Below are 15,404 nucleotides of genomic sequence, written 5' to 3' on the forward strand. Positions count from 1 at the left end.
TCGGAAAGATTCTGCAAATTTAGTTGAAGGTTTCGTTGCAATAGCTGAGCTAAGACGCCGAGGATCGGTTAGCTGCTGGTCGGGCGGCGAGACTGGCGAATGATCTATAGCAGCATGTGCCGCACGCTGCGCTGGAGACGCCGAAGCTTCTCCTCGAGCGCCAGGCCGGCCATGACAGTCGAGGGCCTTCTGAAGAAGCGATTTGCGGCAGCGTCAGCGTTCGCAAATCGTCGCGCTTTGGTTCACAGAGCAGCGGGACCTGCCGGGCGGCAAAACTCCGCTCTTGCAGGTTGATGCGCTTCAGCGGCACAGGCAAGAAAGCGGACGACCCAATGGTGGTCTTGCCGAGCGCGCCCGTGCTCTTGGCTGGACGGATGTGACAGTTATCGAATGACGCCCTTGGCCGCTCGGGTTGGGGCGTCAGTCGTCCGGGCTTCGAGAAGCTGCTGTCGGCGATCTGTGAAGATCGTGTCGGCAGTGAATCGCCAGCCTGCAAAGCGAGGAGGCGCTCGTCGAGTCCCCTGTCAGCCAGGTCAGCCGCATGTCGGGGTGCGAAATGTCTCCTCCATAGAGCGGGGTTCTGAAGATTTCGCTGCAGCGTCCAGTTGCGCGCGCCGGCGCGGCTCTGAATGCGCCCCCTTTCGCGCATACAGCGCAGAAATGCCGAGATGTTCGCTTAAAGATCAAATACTCGATCTTGACCACCGCCCCTTGGTCTTAGAGTGAGTGCCAATTCGGTGGAATGAAGTCGGCGGCCTTGATCCCATTCTCCCAAAGTTCGATGGGCATTACCTTTCCCGCCCGCAACCAGCAACAGCGCCACTGCGACGCCTTCGAATGCCCACGTCAGGGAATGGTTCTGCGCGACAGCACCCCAGATCCAGCTGCCGACCGCCATGCCGCCATAGGTCAAAGCAGATTAGATCGACAGAGTGCGACCGACAACCCGCCTTGGGCTCGCCAACTGCACACACACGTTTGTTCCGGCCCAGGTGACAACCCAGCCTGCGCCACCGATGGCAAGCGCGATCGCCGCGCAGGAACCGACGAGCAAAAGGCAACATGCCGCGCAGGCAATGGACGCGAGCGTGACCATTTCTCTTGCGTGGCGATGCATCTCAAGTAGCCATTACCCAGTCCGGCGATGAAGGTCGCCGGCGCTGAAGCCAGCTAGCAGGACGCCGTAAACGAGTGGGCCACCAGCCAGCTGATCACGCACCAGCAGCGGGGGCAGAGCGAGGATCGAGTTGCAAAGCCCAAACAGGGTTGCACGCGCGATCGCGAAGGCTAGCAGCGTCGAGGCTGCCTGCACCAGCGCAACCATAAGATCGGATGCTGGAATGTTGGCCATGAGCCAGCTGATGGCCACGCTTTGGACGAGCCAGCCGAGGCTCGGCGTGGCTGTCTAGATCGAACGAAAACCGGATTGCTGAAAGGGATCAGTGTGGTCGCCGCAAAGGACGAGGAATTTTCAGGGCGCATGACGTTCTCAACTTTCCCTCACCTGCTGTCAGCCGGGCCTTTGGCGCGCAGCTGCTTCACAACCAAGTTCGTTCTCGCGCCCTCGACACTGGAGAGATTTCGTATGGCCATGCCGATGTGCGTAATGGCTCCAATTGAGTGTAAGCGGGTCGGGGTCGCGCAACCGGTGGGCGCGGTCAGTTCTGCCCTGCGATATTAGCTTTGGATGGTGCTACTGCGCCGGGGGGGCGGCTTGTCAAACGGTCGCCAGCCCGCAGCGGCCACCGGCTCGATCAGGGGCAAAAAGGGAACGGGATCTGCGCCTAGGGCCGGGCCGTTTTCACCATTGGCATCGGAAAAGAGCCAGTGGATCATGAAGGGGCATCACGGTCGTTCAGCGCCTCCTTGATCCTCTTCGAGCGTGTCAGTTCCGCTTTCGAAGAGCGCCATGATCTTTGCGGCCAAGGCCTCACGTTCGGGGTCTCCGGCGGGAAAAGGCCGCCGAGCTCCGCGAGCGCCTTGCTGAGCATTTCCAGTTGTTCTGGACGTGCAAAACTATGGTGCGGCATGGCAGACCTCCCTCAACGCGCCTGAAGCCATTCACAACGTCGCCCGCCGCATTATCGCAGCCCGCGTGTCAGTCGAACAAGCCGCTTTTGCGAGCCGGCGCTATTGCGCCATCTCGAGTGCCGGAAACACACACCAGGGTCGGTGTGAACCCGTTCGCGCACCGCTCCTCCAGATCGCCCGAATTCCTCGAGCCCGATAGGTTCACCCCTCCCCCGCGAAACCCTAAGCCAGAAGCTTTTGCACGCGGCGATCCACTGCATGGCCGATATTGGATCTTCCAAGATCGCGGCGCTCGTAGGGGAATCCAGAAGATCGTGTGCAGCGCTTACGGGTCTGTGCCCATATGCATCATAACATGCCTGAAGGGCCGCCTTGTGAGCCATATCCTTTGCTCCTCGGGCCAGTCATTGAGAAAATCGACGCCGTCCGCAACGTTCGGAATCTCTTGCACAATAAAGGCATCACGCTTGACGGAAATTGGGCTGCTGAAATCCTCCGCGTCTATTCGTCCTCCCAACCTAATGAACTCTCACTCGGCGGGAGCATGTGACCCCGGCAATCCTTAGCAAAATGTGCTGTCATGGCTGTGACCATTCAAGGGGCCGAGCCGTCTCTGTTCCGCTCTCCTCAAGACTGATTTCGCCGCATCTGTAAACGGGTCCAACCAGATGCCCAACGCTGGCGCAGCTCCAGGAAGTCTTGCGGCACAGCTTGAGCACGATTGTGCGAAGCAGCAATCGCATTGGCCGTGCGGCGTGCGACTGCCCGGCGGGACGTCCAAAGCTGTGCGGGCGGAATGTTGAGAACGACAAGGTAATGGCAGGCAAAAAGACAATTTGTTTGGAACCGCAAAGCGCATGACAAGGACGCGCATTCCGGCGCCCTGTGTGGAGAGAGACAATTGCGCTTCGACGTCATCACCGCCGGAAAAAGAAACTCGTCGACTGATCCCGTTTGCGGGTCGCCCCAGTCGGGCCCTCGATAGCAAGCCTTTGACGAGGCGGAAGCTCGCCGGCCTGCAATTCGCGAAGGCGCCGGTCCAGTTCCTTGTCCACCGACGTCAGACGATGGTTCAAGCGAAGATAGTCCCGTCCAGGTCGGCGTGCGGAATTCCTCGGTCCACTGCATCGGCTCCTGCAGGTCGCGCTGAAGGTTCCAGTACCGCGCACCGACGCGGCTTTGCACCCGACAGCGTTCCCGTATCTGATCGAGAAATTCCTCGAGGTCGCTTCCGGTATGGCGTACTCGATTTTGACCTCGACCGGACCGCTCCTCGACTGCAGGTCGAGGGCGAGTTGCGGGGTCTCGAAATCAAGCGAATCCTGATCGGATTCCTTCCATTGAGGGATCGGCAGCAGGAGCCCGGTTGCGGCAACCAGCAGCAGGGCGCCCGCGGAACTCTCCAGCGCCGCCGTGAGGGTTTTCAGCCAACGCGCCCCATAGCCAGCTTCCGGCCGCAATACCGCCTGACGCAAGCGCAGAGTAGATCGAGAGCGTACGCCCGACGACCCATCTTGGGCTCGACAGCTGCACGCTGACGTCAAGCCCTGTCCAGGTGACGACCCATCCCGCCCCGCCAAGGGTCAAGGCTTTCGTCGCCACAACGATCGAAGGGGTGAAGGCGAGCCAGGCATCAGGCGGCGCAGGAGATGCACGCCAGCGTGGTCAGCCGCGCCTGCGAAAGCGCCCGTCTCAACGCATTGTTGGAAATGACCGCGCACAAGGCGCCGGCGCCAAACCCGGCCATCAGCACACCGTAGACGATCGGCCCGCCGCCGAGCTAATCGCGCGCAACGAGAGGCAGTAGCGCCGGGATGGAAATGCTCGTCAGTCCGAAAAGAGTTCCGCGTGCGATTGCCGCCTTGATCTCCTCCCGACAGTGCCGTGAAGCGCGCGCCGTCATGAATGGCCGTGGTCAACGGCTCACGCGGAAGAGGCGAAGACCGGCCGCTCCATTTGCAGAGACCAACGACCCAAAGCATCGCGACATAGGTCAGTGTCGCCAAGGCAAAGGCGGTCAGCGGTCCGCACCGAAGGAAGCAACAACGATGCCACCGAGTGCGGGGCCTATGCTTCGCGTGGCATTGTAGCTGACCGAGATCAGCGTGACAGCGGCTGGCACCTCGCGCTTTCGCAGAATGTCGCCAACCGAGGCGTGCCAGGCCGGATCGGTGAAGGCAGCGCCGCATCCGGCCAGACAGCTGAATGCCAGGATCATCCACGGATTGTATAATCCTATCCCCACAAGGGCGGTCAGCATGATCGACGACATGCTATCACGCACCAGCCGAGCGCCATGACATGCTGAAATTGTCGGCAACGGCGCCGGCAAAGATCGACAGAATGAAAACGGGCAGCGTCGTGGAGGCCTGCACCAGGGCGACCATCACGTCCGAGCTGGAGATGGTTGCCATGAGCCAGCTGACCGCGACGGTCTGGAACAACCAGCCCAGGCTCGACACGTGAGCCACGAGCCAGACAGCGCGGAAGGTGGAGTTTTCGAGCGGCGCGAACGTCGCGGACGAAACTGAAGACGCGTCCGCGCGCACCCCCCTGCTCATGGTCCGAGCCTCCATTGGCAAATGATCAAGCTGAAATTTCTACTTGCCGGCTTGCAGAGAGAGAGTGGCGGGATGAGGGCACTACAGGCACGTAGCGCAGATAATTTTCCGAGCGGCGGGTCCGATGGCTGCCGCTGCCTGGCCGCTCAAAGCGCCAAGACTTGCTCCTTGCGCGAAGCTCTTGCTTCATGCCGAAGAGAAACCGGCGAGCAAGCCCGTCTGTCGTCCGCCGGCCAGGCGCATAAAGCACACGTGCAAACCCTCTGCAGAGCCGCGTCTGTGACCACACGCTCCGGGGTTGGTGCCGGCGCTGAGTTCGCGTTCTTCCTTGCCCAAGAAGTCTACGGATAGAGCCATTTTAGGGCGCCCTGCGGATGGGAGGAGGCACCGGCAGGGCACGCCACGCGGGTCGCAGTCCATGGGAGGGACCGGACGGCAGCGGCGTCTGATTTCCTTTCGAGTGTTGGTGCAAGGCTCCAACAATCAGGGTCAGATCCCGATTGCCTCGTAGGCAGCAGCAACCCTGCGAATGGCAGTGACATAGGCGGCGGTTCTGTAGTCGCCCAGTTCAGGCTGCACCTCGAGCAGATCGGCAATGTTGGTCCAGGCGCTGCGCATTACGTCCTCGAGGCCTGAGCAGACCAGGTCGATCTCGGCGCCGCCTTCGAGGAACTCGTCGCGCATGTCGGCGGGGAATTGCTTGCCCGTCATCCGTTCAAGCGCAGCGGCAATTGTCTGGTTGCGCCGCTCGCGCCGGCGCCGCTCCATCAGACCGAAGGGAATGTGCGTCAGGTTCTTCACCCATTCGAAGTAGCTGACCACGACGCCGCCGGCATTGACGTAGAGATCGGGAAGGAGGGTTATGCCGCGGGCACGCAGGATCTTGTCGGATTCGAAGGTGACGGGACCGTTGGCCGCCTCGACGATCAGATGCGCCTTGATGCGCTCGGCGTTCTCGGCATGGATTGCGTTTTCCATCGCCGCCGGGATAAGGACGTCGCAGGGCTGCTCGATGCCGGACATGTCGTCGGCAAACGAGATCGCGCCTTCGAAGCCCAGAATGCTGCCGGTGCGCAGCTGATGCTGCTTCAGCGCCTCGATGGCAAGGCCATCATGATTGGCGACATAGCCGTCGCGTTCAGCCACGGCGATCACGCGTGCGCTGTCCTCTTCCGACAAGAACTTGGCGGCGTGATAGCCGACATTTCCGAAGCCCTGGACGATGGCGGAGGCGCCCTTGAGCACGCGCCGGCCGTCGAGGCCTGGTGTGCGGGCATCGCGAAGGAAGCTCTGGATAGCGAATTGAACCCCCCTGCCCGTCGCCCTCGGTGCGTCCTGCAATGCCGCCCTTGGACAACGGCTTGCCGGTTACGCAGGCACGCGCATTGACGACATCAGTCGGATTCGCGCGGCGGTACTCGTCCATTATCCAGGCCATCTCACGCTCGCCCGTGCCGATGTCGGGAGCCGGAACGTTAACGCCGGGGCCGATCAGGCTCCGCTTGTTGAGTTCCTGGGTGAAGCGGCGGGTGATGCGCTCGAGCTCCTGCGGGCTCCACTCGCGCGGATTGATCCTGAGCGCTCCCTTGGAACCGCCGAAGGGTACGTCGACGAGCGAGCATTTGAGCGTCATCAACGCCGCAAGCGCCTCGACTTCCTCGGCATCAGTATTCAACGCATAGCGGATGCCGCCCTTGACCGGCTCGCTGTGTTCGCTGTGGACCGAGCGCCAGCCGATGAAGCTGTACATGCGTCCGCGCAGCCTGACACCGAAGCGGACCGTGTAGGTCGAGTTACACTGGATGATCCGTTCCGCCAGTCCCTCCGGCAGATCGAGGAAGGACATGGCGTGACGAAAGTTCTGGTCGACGCTTTCAAGGAAACCCGCTGAATTGACCTGCATTTTGCCGATCTCGCTCGACCGTGTTGATGTTGCATGCACTTTTTATTTGCTCCTGAAGGGGCGACGACGGGGAATCGGTCGCGGTGCGCGCGAGCGTGAGGAAGCAGGGCGTTCAACTCACAATGCTCCGATGAACGGCGCTGCGTCTGAGCAGCGCGTAGATCAGCGTGAACAGCCGGCGCGCCGTGTCCTTGTCTATGCTGACTTTGGTGGAGAGGCGCTCTCTCAAGAGTTCGGCGGCTTTGTCATGGAGACCACGCCGGCCCACGTCGATGGCTTCGAGACGATCGGGTCCCGGCCAGCGCATAGCCTGCTGATAGCTTAGGCACATGCGGGTGTAGTCCTTGAGCAGCCTGCGCAAAGGCGACAGCGAGAGATAATGGCTGACAACATGCGCGCCGTCCTCGTCCGTGATATGCAATGCTAGGCGCCCTTCCCCTGCGTCGATCTTCAGGCGATAGGGACCACCGCCGTGCCCGATTGGGACGAAGCTGTTGCTCTCCAGAAGCTCGCTAACTGCAAGAGCCTGCTCGCGCAAAATCTCCGCATCTGCGCCACCCAAGGAACAGCCTAGCGAGACATCGTAGAGGCGGAACGCAGTTGCGGGCATGGTATCGGGCCCCTCACATCGCTTCCATGCACATCGCGACGCCCATGCCGCCGCCGATCTCGAAGACCAGTGTGTTGAAGACGCGAGCGCCGCCCGAGGCGCCGATCGGATGGCTTATGGCAATGGCGCCGCCATTGCCATTAAAGATCGAGGGATCCCAGCCCATGCCATTGTTGAGGGCGCGGGCCTGTGCGGCGAAGGCTTCGTCGGCCTTCACAGGGTCCAGATCCTTGACAGACCAGCCGGCCTTCTCCAGCGGTCTCTGCGAGGCCGGGATCGGCCCGGTGCCCATCTGGCGGATATAATAGTCCTGGTCGACGATGGTGTCGCATTTCCTGCCCTTGATGGTGACGGCGACAATCTCGTCCTTGGACTTGCCGGCAAGCTGGTCAAGGGCATGGGGGGCGCCATGGACCTGGTCGCCGGAGTGAAGCGGGTCGTCGCCCATCGGAAGCTCGGGGATGCCGCAGAGGCCGAACCCGCCAGGCGCGATGAACATCTCGTCGAATAGCAAGCCCTCAAGAGCTGCCAGCGGACTCTCGTGGGTCTTATTCATGGTCTCCCCTTGTGGTGGCGCACCGCAGCCGCCAAAAAAGCGTAGCTTGCCTGTCGTGAGAGCGGCTGGGCTGCTCCCGTCGAATTCCGCTCATCCGCGATTGATGCAAACCACCTTTGGCTGCGTCATCTCTTCGTAAGCAAAGCGCACCCCTTCCCGGCCCATGCTACCGTATTTGAAGCCCCCGAAGGGCATGGCATCGAAGCGGTAGTCCGAAGAGTCGTTGATCATCACACCGCCAGCCTCGATCCTGCTTGCAGCCTCGAGCGCGACGTTGATATCCTTGGTGAAGATTCCAGCATGGAGGCTGTAATCCGAATCGTTGGCCATTTCGATTGCTTCATCGAGCGTGGCGAAGGGCGCGAGCATGACCACGGGCGCGAACACTTCCTCCTGCCATGCGCGGCAGGTCGGCGGCGTGCCTACGAGGACGGTCGGGGTGTACAGAGACCCCTTGCGATGGTTGCCACAAAGCAGCGTGGCACCTGCTTGGATGGCCTCGTTCACAGTTGCTTCAGTGAGCTCAGCGACTTGGGCAGATATCATCGGCCCGACGTCGGTGTCCTCCTGCATCGGATCACCCACCTTGAGCTTCCTGGTGGCCGCGACAAAGGCATCGCGGAATTGGTCGTAGAGCTCCGCCTGGATCAGGATGCGCTGCGCGCCGATGCAGTTTTGCCCGGCGGCCCAGAAGGCGCCGGAGACGCAACCTTCGACTGCCTTGTCGAAGTCGCAGTCATTCATCACGATAACAGGGGCATTGCCGCCAAGCTCCATCGCGAGCTTCTTTAGGCCAGCCACGCGGCTGATGGCTTCGCCAGTGGCAAAGCCGCCGGTGAAGGACACGACGCGCACCTCACGCGCTGTGATCATCGCGGTCACCAGCTCTCTGTCACCGTGAGCGACGGTAATGACTTCTTTAGGCAGACCGCCCTCATGCAGCGCTTCGGCAAGCTTGATAGCCGAAAACGGTGTCAGGTTCGACGGCTTGAGCAACACGGAGTTGCCGCCGGCGATTGCAGGCCCGAGCTTATGAGCGACAAGGTTCAGTGGATCGTTATAGGGGGTGATAGCTGTAATGATGCCGAGCGGCTCGCGCGTGAACCACCCTTGCCGCTGCTCCGATCCCGTGTAGGCATCGAAAGGCACGATTTCACCTGCGTTGCGCTTTGCCTCTTCGGCCGAAAGCTGCAGCGTGTTGACGCAGCGCAGCACTTCCTTGCGGGCCTGAACAATCGTCTTGCCTGCTTCGCGAACGATGGTTTCGGCGAAAGCGTTGCTTCGGCTTTCGATAATTTGCGCGGCGCGTCCCAAAATGGCGGCCCGTTTGTGCCTCGGCAAATTGCGCGACAGCTCGGCACCATGGCGAGCTCGCTCGAGCAGCTTCTCCATATCGGCAGGATGCGTCGCTTCGACCGATCCAAGCAGCGCCCCATCATAAGGGCTGTGAATGGAGATCGGAGCCAAGCTGGTCGTGACGTGGAGTTTGGCGGCAAGCATGTGTCCCATGTCCCCTATTCGTAATGAACCTCCAGTCTGGAGGTCGAACTTGTGTCGCGGGCAGGTGCTGCCGTGCCCGTTCCTGAATTTTTGACGCGGCCACTACGAAGGCCAGCGCAAAGCGGCCGGTGTGGGCCGCCGCGCTTCGTGATGATCAGAGCTTCGGGTGGCTGCGAACGAGGTCGTCGATCACACAGCGCACTGCCTTTTCGGCAATGGACACGATCTCGTCGACTTCTTCCCTGGTGGTTACGAGCGGCGGCGCAAAGCCGAGGATGTCACCATGCGGCATGGCGCGGGCGATCAAGCCACGGTCCCGGGCAGCTTTCGAGACGCGAGCACCGACTTTCAGCGATGGATCAAAGCGCGTCTTTTTCTCGCGGTCGGCAACGAACTCGATTGCACCCATCAGGCCAACGCCGCGCACCTCACCGACGATGGGCAGCTGGGCGAACTTCTCCTTCAGTTGCGCCTGGAAATAGGCGCCGACCTGGCGGGCATTGCCGGGCAGATCTTCCTTTTCGACAATGTCGAGCACCGCATTTGCCGCGGCCGCGCCGATCGGATGGCCGGAATAGGTATATCCGTGCGAGAAGGCGCCGACACGATCAGCGCCGTTTTCGAGGACCTCGTAGACATTCTCGCCGACGATCGCGGCCGAGAGCGGGAAGTAGGCGGAGGTCAGGCCCTTGGCCACGGTGATCAGGTCGGGCTCAATGCCATAATGCTGCGAGCCAAACATCGAACCGGTGCGGCCGAAGCCGGTGATGACTTCGTCGGCGATCAAGAGCACGTCATGCTTCTTGAGCACGGTCTGGATCGCTTCCCAATAGCCTTCGGGCGGGGGCGTGATGCCACCCGTGCCAAGCACCGGCTCGGCGATGAAGGCGCCGACATTGTCTGACCCCAGCTTCTCGATCAGCTGGTCGAGCTCTGCCGCACGGCGAGCGGAGAACTCGCGTTCGGTTTCGCCCAGGTTGGCGCCCCAATAGTGATGCGGCACGCCCGTGTGAACGACCTGCGGCAGCGGTAGGTCCATATGGTCGTGATAGAAGCTCATGCCGGTCATCGAGCCGGATACCACGCTGCAGCCATGATAGCCGCGCTCGCGCGAGATGATCTTCTTCTTGTTCGGCTTGCCGCGCAGGTTGTTGTAGTACCAGACGAGCTTGGCCTGAGTCTCGTTCGCATCCGAGCCCGACATGCCGTAAAACACCTTGCTCATCCTGCCTGGCGCCATCTTGACCAGACGATCGGACAGGATCGCGAGTTCGTCCGTCGTGTGCGCTGCATAGGTATGGTAGTACGCCAGCCGATAGGCTTGGCGCGAGATCGCCTCAGCGACTTCAGTGCGGCCATAGCCGACGTTCACGCAGTAGAGTCCCGCAAAGCCGTCGATCAACTGATTGCCATGGGCGTCCTGGATCCGGATGCCTTGGCCTGTTTCCACAATGGTCGGGTCGCCGAGCTTGCCAGTGGCAAAGTCCTTAAGCTGCGTAAAGGGATGAAGAACGGCATTTCTGTCCTTCTCGCTGATTTCTTTGATGTTGATCGTCATCGGACATTCCTTTCAAGCAGCGATATTCCAACGCAGAAGTATTTTTGGACTCAAGGTAATCGGCCAAGCTGTGCCTTGACCCCTGCGAACGAACCGGATTGCTCCGCTGAGCTACGCTCGACTTTTCAACAATTCAGGCCAGCTCGACGACTCTAGGCCACGTTCAGCACAGATTTTATGTGCTCCTAGCTTCTTCTGAAGGCTAAGCGGCCTCGCCTGCCAATTGACGTCAAAAATCGGGTCGCCTATGCAGAATCGCGGCAAAACGCTTTCAACCTTGCAGGAATACGCTATTGACCTTGATCGCGCAGACGCGTCCCTTGTCGACGGCCGCGAAGAAAAATAATCGACTGACATCCGATGATTCTCGACTAGCGCGCGCTTGCCATTGCCCGCGGTGGCTTGCCACTTCACACGACCGTCTCTGCTAATTGCGGCCCGACTTACGACGCGGTCGTCAACTATAGCGCCGATGCCGTGATCGTGATTACGCCGCGCGCAAACGCGGTCGAACCGGCCGACCACGAGTTTCAAAGGGATCAGCATATCGGTGTGCTGTCCGATCGGACCATCGAGCTGACCGAGCAAGGGTGTCATGTGCGAGGCATTACCCGTGTCCTGGTCGCCCATCGTGTGAGCGATGACTCGCCGCGATCGGCATCCACGGCCAGATGCAGCTTGCGTCATCTCCGGCGGGATCTGGCGCCCTCCTTCTCCTCCTGCCATTGGCCTGCGCCATAGGAACTCGGCCGACATTTGTAGCCGCTTTGATCGTCGGATCTGGTCGGCGACGGCGCGCCACTGGGAACTGGCAGCTTCGGGCGACCCTGCGCGAAGGCGGTGGCAATGAACGAGGCCGTCACGACGACCGGCAGATGGTGCGATCCTCACCTGCGTGCTAAACGACGAATTGAGCGCGGGGCGGCGGCCTGCCAGGAAGCGCTCGGTCACGGGTTTGAAACGGCCTCCGGCCAGCCCGCGGCGATTTAATGCCATGTAGCTGCAAGACGCAGGTTTAGTGCGGAAATGGAGCGCATTTTGCGCAAATGCCCTACTTAACTCAGCTAGAGTGTACATCGGGCAAACAGCAACGGGATCGGACTGGCTGCGCAGTGCCGAGGCCCCTTGGTGATTGTTGACCTGCATGGGATAAGGGAACCGGCCGCACCATGATCTGGTCAAGTGTGACTAGATGTATAGATGGGAGCAGCGGCAGAACATCGGAGGTGTAAATTCATGCACGACTGGACACCCGAGAACAGCACCGCCAAACCCTCTAGACGCGCGGTACTGAGGGGAATGGCGCCCCCTTTGCATGACTGGAATGGCACGAGTTCCATCGCTGTTTCGGCTTCGGCACACTCGCTGCCGGACAAAAATAAGGCGGGAGAGCCGACGGGTCGGCTTCTCGAACGAGGTTCCTTGGGCTTCTCAGGGCGCCGCTTGGCTTCATCAACGCGATGACAAACGATTTCGCGCTCGGCTTCAGCGTGGCAGCACTCGCCAAGGGGGTCGTGATCACCCTAGTTGTGACTTTCGCTTCATCCCTAGTGGCGATCGGCTTGGGGGTGGTTGTTGGCCTTATCCGGATATCGCCCCTTTGGCCGCTGCGCTGGCTCGGCATCGCGTATATCGAGTTTTTCCGCGGAACGTCGATGCTGGTTCAGGTCTACTGGTGGTTCTTTGTTCTGCCTATTTTCGGAATCGCGTTGTCCCAATGGACCGTCGCTATCTTCGGCATTGGTATGAATATTTCCGGTTACGGAGCCGAGGTAGTACGCGCCGCAATCCAAGGCGTCGACCGTGGTCAGTATGAAGCCAGCATAGCCCTAAACCTGCCGCGGTTCGCGGCCATGCGTAGAATATTCCTTCCTCAGGCGATTCGCGCCATGTTGCCCTCTTGGGGCAACCTTTTGATAGATGTTCTGAAGGGCACATCTCTTATCTTTTTCATCAGCATTACCGAGCTGACCACGGCTGCCAAGCTGGCAGCCGACTTCACCGGCAACTATTTGCTGTTCTTCGGAGTTGCATTATTTACCTACTACATCATCGCACGAGCGCTCATCACTCCGTTGGTGCGCCGGCTAGAACGTCGGCTGTCGCGCGGCTTCATCCGGGAGACACCAGTGTGAAAGCTTGGGATTGGTCGTACGTGTGTGAGGCGTTGCCGTATCTTTATCGGGGTGCGATCGTCACAGTTCAGGCTACACTGCTCGGTTTCGCGATCGCCCTAGTGCTAGGCCTAGTCCTCGCACTCATCCGCCAGTCGCCGAATCGCTATGTGTCGATTGCCATGAGGGAAATCACGGATTTCGTTCGTTCGACGCCCCTCCTTCTGCAAGTGTTCTTCGTCTATTTCGTTGGTCCGCAGTTCGGCATCGTAATACCTACTTGGATGGCGGGCATTGGTGTGCTGGGTCTCCACTACGCCGCCTACTGTTCGGAATGCTACCGTGGGGGCATCGAGAGCGTGGATGGTGGTCAATGGGAGGCTTGTACAGCGTTGAACCTGTCACGTGCACGTACCTGGCGCGTCGTCATACTACCACAGGCGGTCCCGCCGGCCGTGCCCAGTCTGGGCAACTACTTTATTGCTATGTTCAAAGACACACCGATCCTGGCTGCCATCTCCATTCTTGAGATGCTGCAGCAGGCGAAGAACTTTGGAGCCGAGAACTACCGCTATATAGAGGCTATCACGATGGCTGGCGTGTTTTACCTCGTGTTCAGTTTGGTAGCATCCGCGATCGTGCAGGGGATAAGCTTTTGGCTCCAACGCCGCTACCATTTACAGTAGAAGGTGTGATGATAATGAGTGAATTGATGGTCCGGCGCGAGGTCGTCCCGCAATTAGACGGCGGACCGCAAGTCTCGAAGGAGCCTAATCTCTTATGTGCGTGCAACAGGAAAGTTATAAGTGATCCCATGGTTCGCTTCGAGAACGTAACAAAGCGATACGGCGCATTGACAGTGCTGGATGGACTTAATTTGGACATTGCGCGGAACGAAAAGGTATCCATTATAGGACCCTCAGGCTCGGGCAAAACTACTGTATTGCGCATGCTAATGACGTTGGAACGTATCGACGAAGGGGCGATCTGGGTCGACGGGGAGCCCCTCACGCACATGCGAAAGAACGACCGCCTGGTGCCGGCGGCCGGACGCCATCTTCGTCGTGTGCGCGGTAAGATTGGCATGGTTTTCCAGCACTTTAACCTGTTCCCGCACATGACCGCAGTGCAGAACTGCATGGAAGCGCCGATCTCGGTGCTTGGGCTCTCGAAGCAGGCGGCTGAAGCGCGCGCGGTCGAACTTCTTGAGATGGTAGGCTTGGGCGACAAAAAGAACCATTATCCAATTCAGCTCTCCGGCGGCCAAAAGCAGCGCGTGGCGATCGCGCGGGCTCTTGCAATGCGGCCCAAGGTGATGCTGTTTGACGAGGTTACATCGGCCCTCGACCCAGAGCTTGTTGGTGAGGTGCTCAATGTCATTCGTAAGCTCGGCGCCGAGCATGACCTCACCATGCTGATGGTGACGCACCAAATGGGCTTCGCTAAGGAGTTTTCAGATCGGGTCTGCTTCTTTTACGGTGGCAAGATTGCCGAACAGGGCACTCCCGAGCAACTCTTCGGAAGCCCGCAAAACGAGCGGACGAGGCAATTCTTGAGTGCTGTGCTACAGGCGGGATAGAGAGACATATGGCGTTTGTTGCTCATGCAATGGAGGGTTCGAGGATTTCGCGCCGGTTGAGCGCATAGCGGATAGCCTTAGGTCAGTTTCGACTTTTCTGCCAGTCTCGGCAGTTCCGCCAGGAATGGAACAGTTCGGCGACGATCGGGACGGATTTCTCCTGCCGGATCGCAGTCCGGATTTCGACGTACTGGCCACGAACCTCTTTTCAGTGGCCCATAGCGGAGCCATCATCGATCATCGGTAGTGTGCTGAGAGTTCTGCAAATTCGCTGAGAGAGGGCGGTCATGGCAGGCTGGTGATGTTCAACGTCACCGATTCACTGGAAGGAACGCCACCGCCGCCACGCATTGCAAAATGAAATTCAGGTGACGAATTGGAAGGAGTATGAGGTGGGACTTCGGCGGCGCGGCAGATTGAGCGTGTGGCTGACGTGGCAATCGTCAATATCATCTTCTGCACAACCGGCACCGACCGGCGCACAGCCAAACTCATTCCGGCGCGACGGCGTTGGCCGCCAGCCACATCGCGTATCTCCGACAGCAATCGATCCATAGGCGCCGCACTGATCATCAACATTTATCGCGAAGCTCGGCGCTCAGATCAAGGCGGCGGTGACGCTCAAGGCGGGGGGGCAAAATCGGGATCAGCCGTTTCAGGCGTTTTGAGCAGAGACGGTCGGATGCTTCCCATAAAGCCACCAGCGCCTCCAGAACCTCGGGACAGCATATTGCCATATTGCCGAGTGGGTGGCCGCTTGACTGGCGGTAGCCGGGCACTCGGACCGCATGCGTGCGGTGATATCCGGTGATCGCGATAGACTCATTCAGGATCCGTTGCTTGTACTGGGAAATTTTCCTCACCACAATCAGGGAATATTCATTGCCCTGTGGAAATCAAGGTCTTGCGGGCAATCCTCCGATTGTTTGGTGACCAGGCACGCTCCTGGCGTCATGCGAGATAGCTTTGTAAAGAACACCGAAGTTGCCTTC

The 15,404-nt window shown here is 59.9% G+C and carries 8 protein-coding genes and 5 pseudogenes; 4 read left to right on the plus strand and 9 right to left on the minus strand.

Annotated features, from left to right (window positions below; all coding sequences use genetic code 11):
• Positions 1–49: 49 nt before the first annotated feature.
• From JG743_RS34850 to JG743_RS34855, 8 genes and pseudogenes are all read right to left on the minus strand, one after another.
• Positions 50–1,351: pseudogene (locus JG743_RS34850) on the minus strand (MFS transporter).
• 1,597 nt (positions 1,352–2,948) lie between these two features.
• Positions 2,949–4,592, minus strand: a pseudogene (locus JG743_RS30815) (MFS transporter).
• A 489-nt stretch (positions 4,593–5,081) separates the two neighbouring features.
• Positions 5,082–6,438 (minus strand): annotated as a pseudogene (locus JG743_RS30820) (Glu/Leu/Phe/Val family dehydrogenase).
• Between the two features lie 169 nt (positions 6,439–6,607).
• A complete protein-coding gene (locus tag JG743_RS30825; RefSeq protein WP_202296153.1) occupies positions 6,608–7,105 on the minus strand; it encodes a UPF0262 family protein in 498 nt (165 codons plus the stop codon).
• A gap of 13 nt (positions 7,106–7,118) precedes the next feature.
• Positions 7,119–7,493, minus strand: a pseudogene (locus JG743_RS30830) (hypothetical protein); the annotation flags it as partial.
• Between the two features lie 258 nt (positions 7,494–7,751).
• The gene (locus JG743_RS30835) at positions 7,752–9,161 is read right to left on the minus strand and encodes an aldehyde dehydrogenase family protein (protein WP_202296155.1); all 1,410 of its coding nucleotides are present in this window, start codon (positions 9,159–9,161) and stop codon (positions 7,752–7,754) included.
• A gap of 154 nt (positions 9,162–9,315) precedes the next feature.
• Positions 9,316–10,719 carry an aspartate aminotransferase family protein gene (locus tag JG743_RS30840; protein ID WP_202296157.1) on the minus strand — a complete coding sequence of 468 codons (1,404 nt, stop codon included), beginning with the start codon at positions 10,717–10,719 and terminating at the stop codon, positions 9,316–9,318.
• A gap of 549 nt (positions 10,720–11,268) precedes the next feature.
• Positions 11,269–11,459, minus strand: a pseudogene (locus tag JG743_RS34855) (IS5/IS1182 family transposase); the annotation flags it as partial.
• Between the two features lie 106 nt (positions 11,460–11,565).
• Here JG743_RS34855 and JG743_RS30845 point away from each other — a divergent pair.
• From JG743_RS30845 to ehuA, 4 genes are all read left to right on the plus strand, one after another.
• The gene (locus JG743_RS30845; protein ID WP_202296159.1) at positions 11,566–11,709 is read left to right on the plus strand and encodes a hypothetical protein; all 144 of its coding nucleotides are present in this window, start codon (positions 11,566–11,568) and stop codon (positions 11,707–11,709) included.
• A gap of 470 nt (positions 11,710–12,179) precedes the next feature.
• Positions 12,180–12,854: an ectoine/hydroxyectoine ABC transporter permease subunit EhuC gene (gene ehuC, locus JG743_RS30850; protein WP_202296161.1), complete on the plus strand. Its 675-nt coding sequence runs from the start codon at positions 12,180–12,182 to the stop codon at positions 12,852–12,854.
• On the plus strand, positions 12,851–13,519 hold the full coding sequence (gene ehuD, locus JG743_RS30855; protein ID WP_202296163.1) for an ectoine/hydroxyectoine ABC transporter permease subunit EhuD: 669 nt from the start codon (positions 12,851–12,853) through the stop codon (positions 13,517–13,519). The genes ehuC and ehuD overlap by 4 nt, the downstream gene beginning before the upstream one ends.
• A gap of 116 nt (positions 13,520–13,635) precedes the next feature.
• Positions 13,636–14,412, plus strand: a complete 777-nt coding sequence (gene ehuA, locus JG743_RS30860; protein ID WP_446720473.1) for an ectoine/hydroxyectoine ABC transporter ATP-binding protein EhuA — start codon at positions 13,636–13,638, stop codon at positions 14,410–14,412.
• Positions 14,413–14,697: 285 nt separating this feature from the next.
• On the opposite strand, the gene JG743_RS30865 is transcribed toward ehuA, so the two are convergent.
• Positions 14,698–14,991: a hypothetical protein gene (locus JG743_RS30865; RefSeq protein WP_202296167.1), complete on the minus strand. Its 294-nt coding sequence runs from the start codon at positions 14,989–14,991 to the stop codon at positions 14,698–14,700.
• Positions 14,992–15,404: the final 413 nt, after the last annotated feature.

Origin of the sequence: Mesorhizobium sp. 131-2-1 (assembly GCF_016756535.1) — a bacterium.
Lineage (GTDB): Bacteria > Pseudomonadota > Alphaproteobacteria > Rhizobiales > Rhizobiaceae > Mesorhizobium.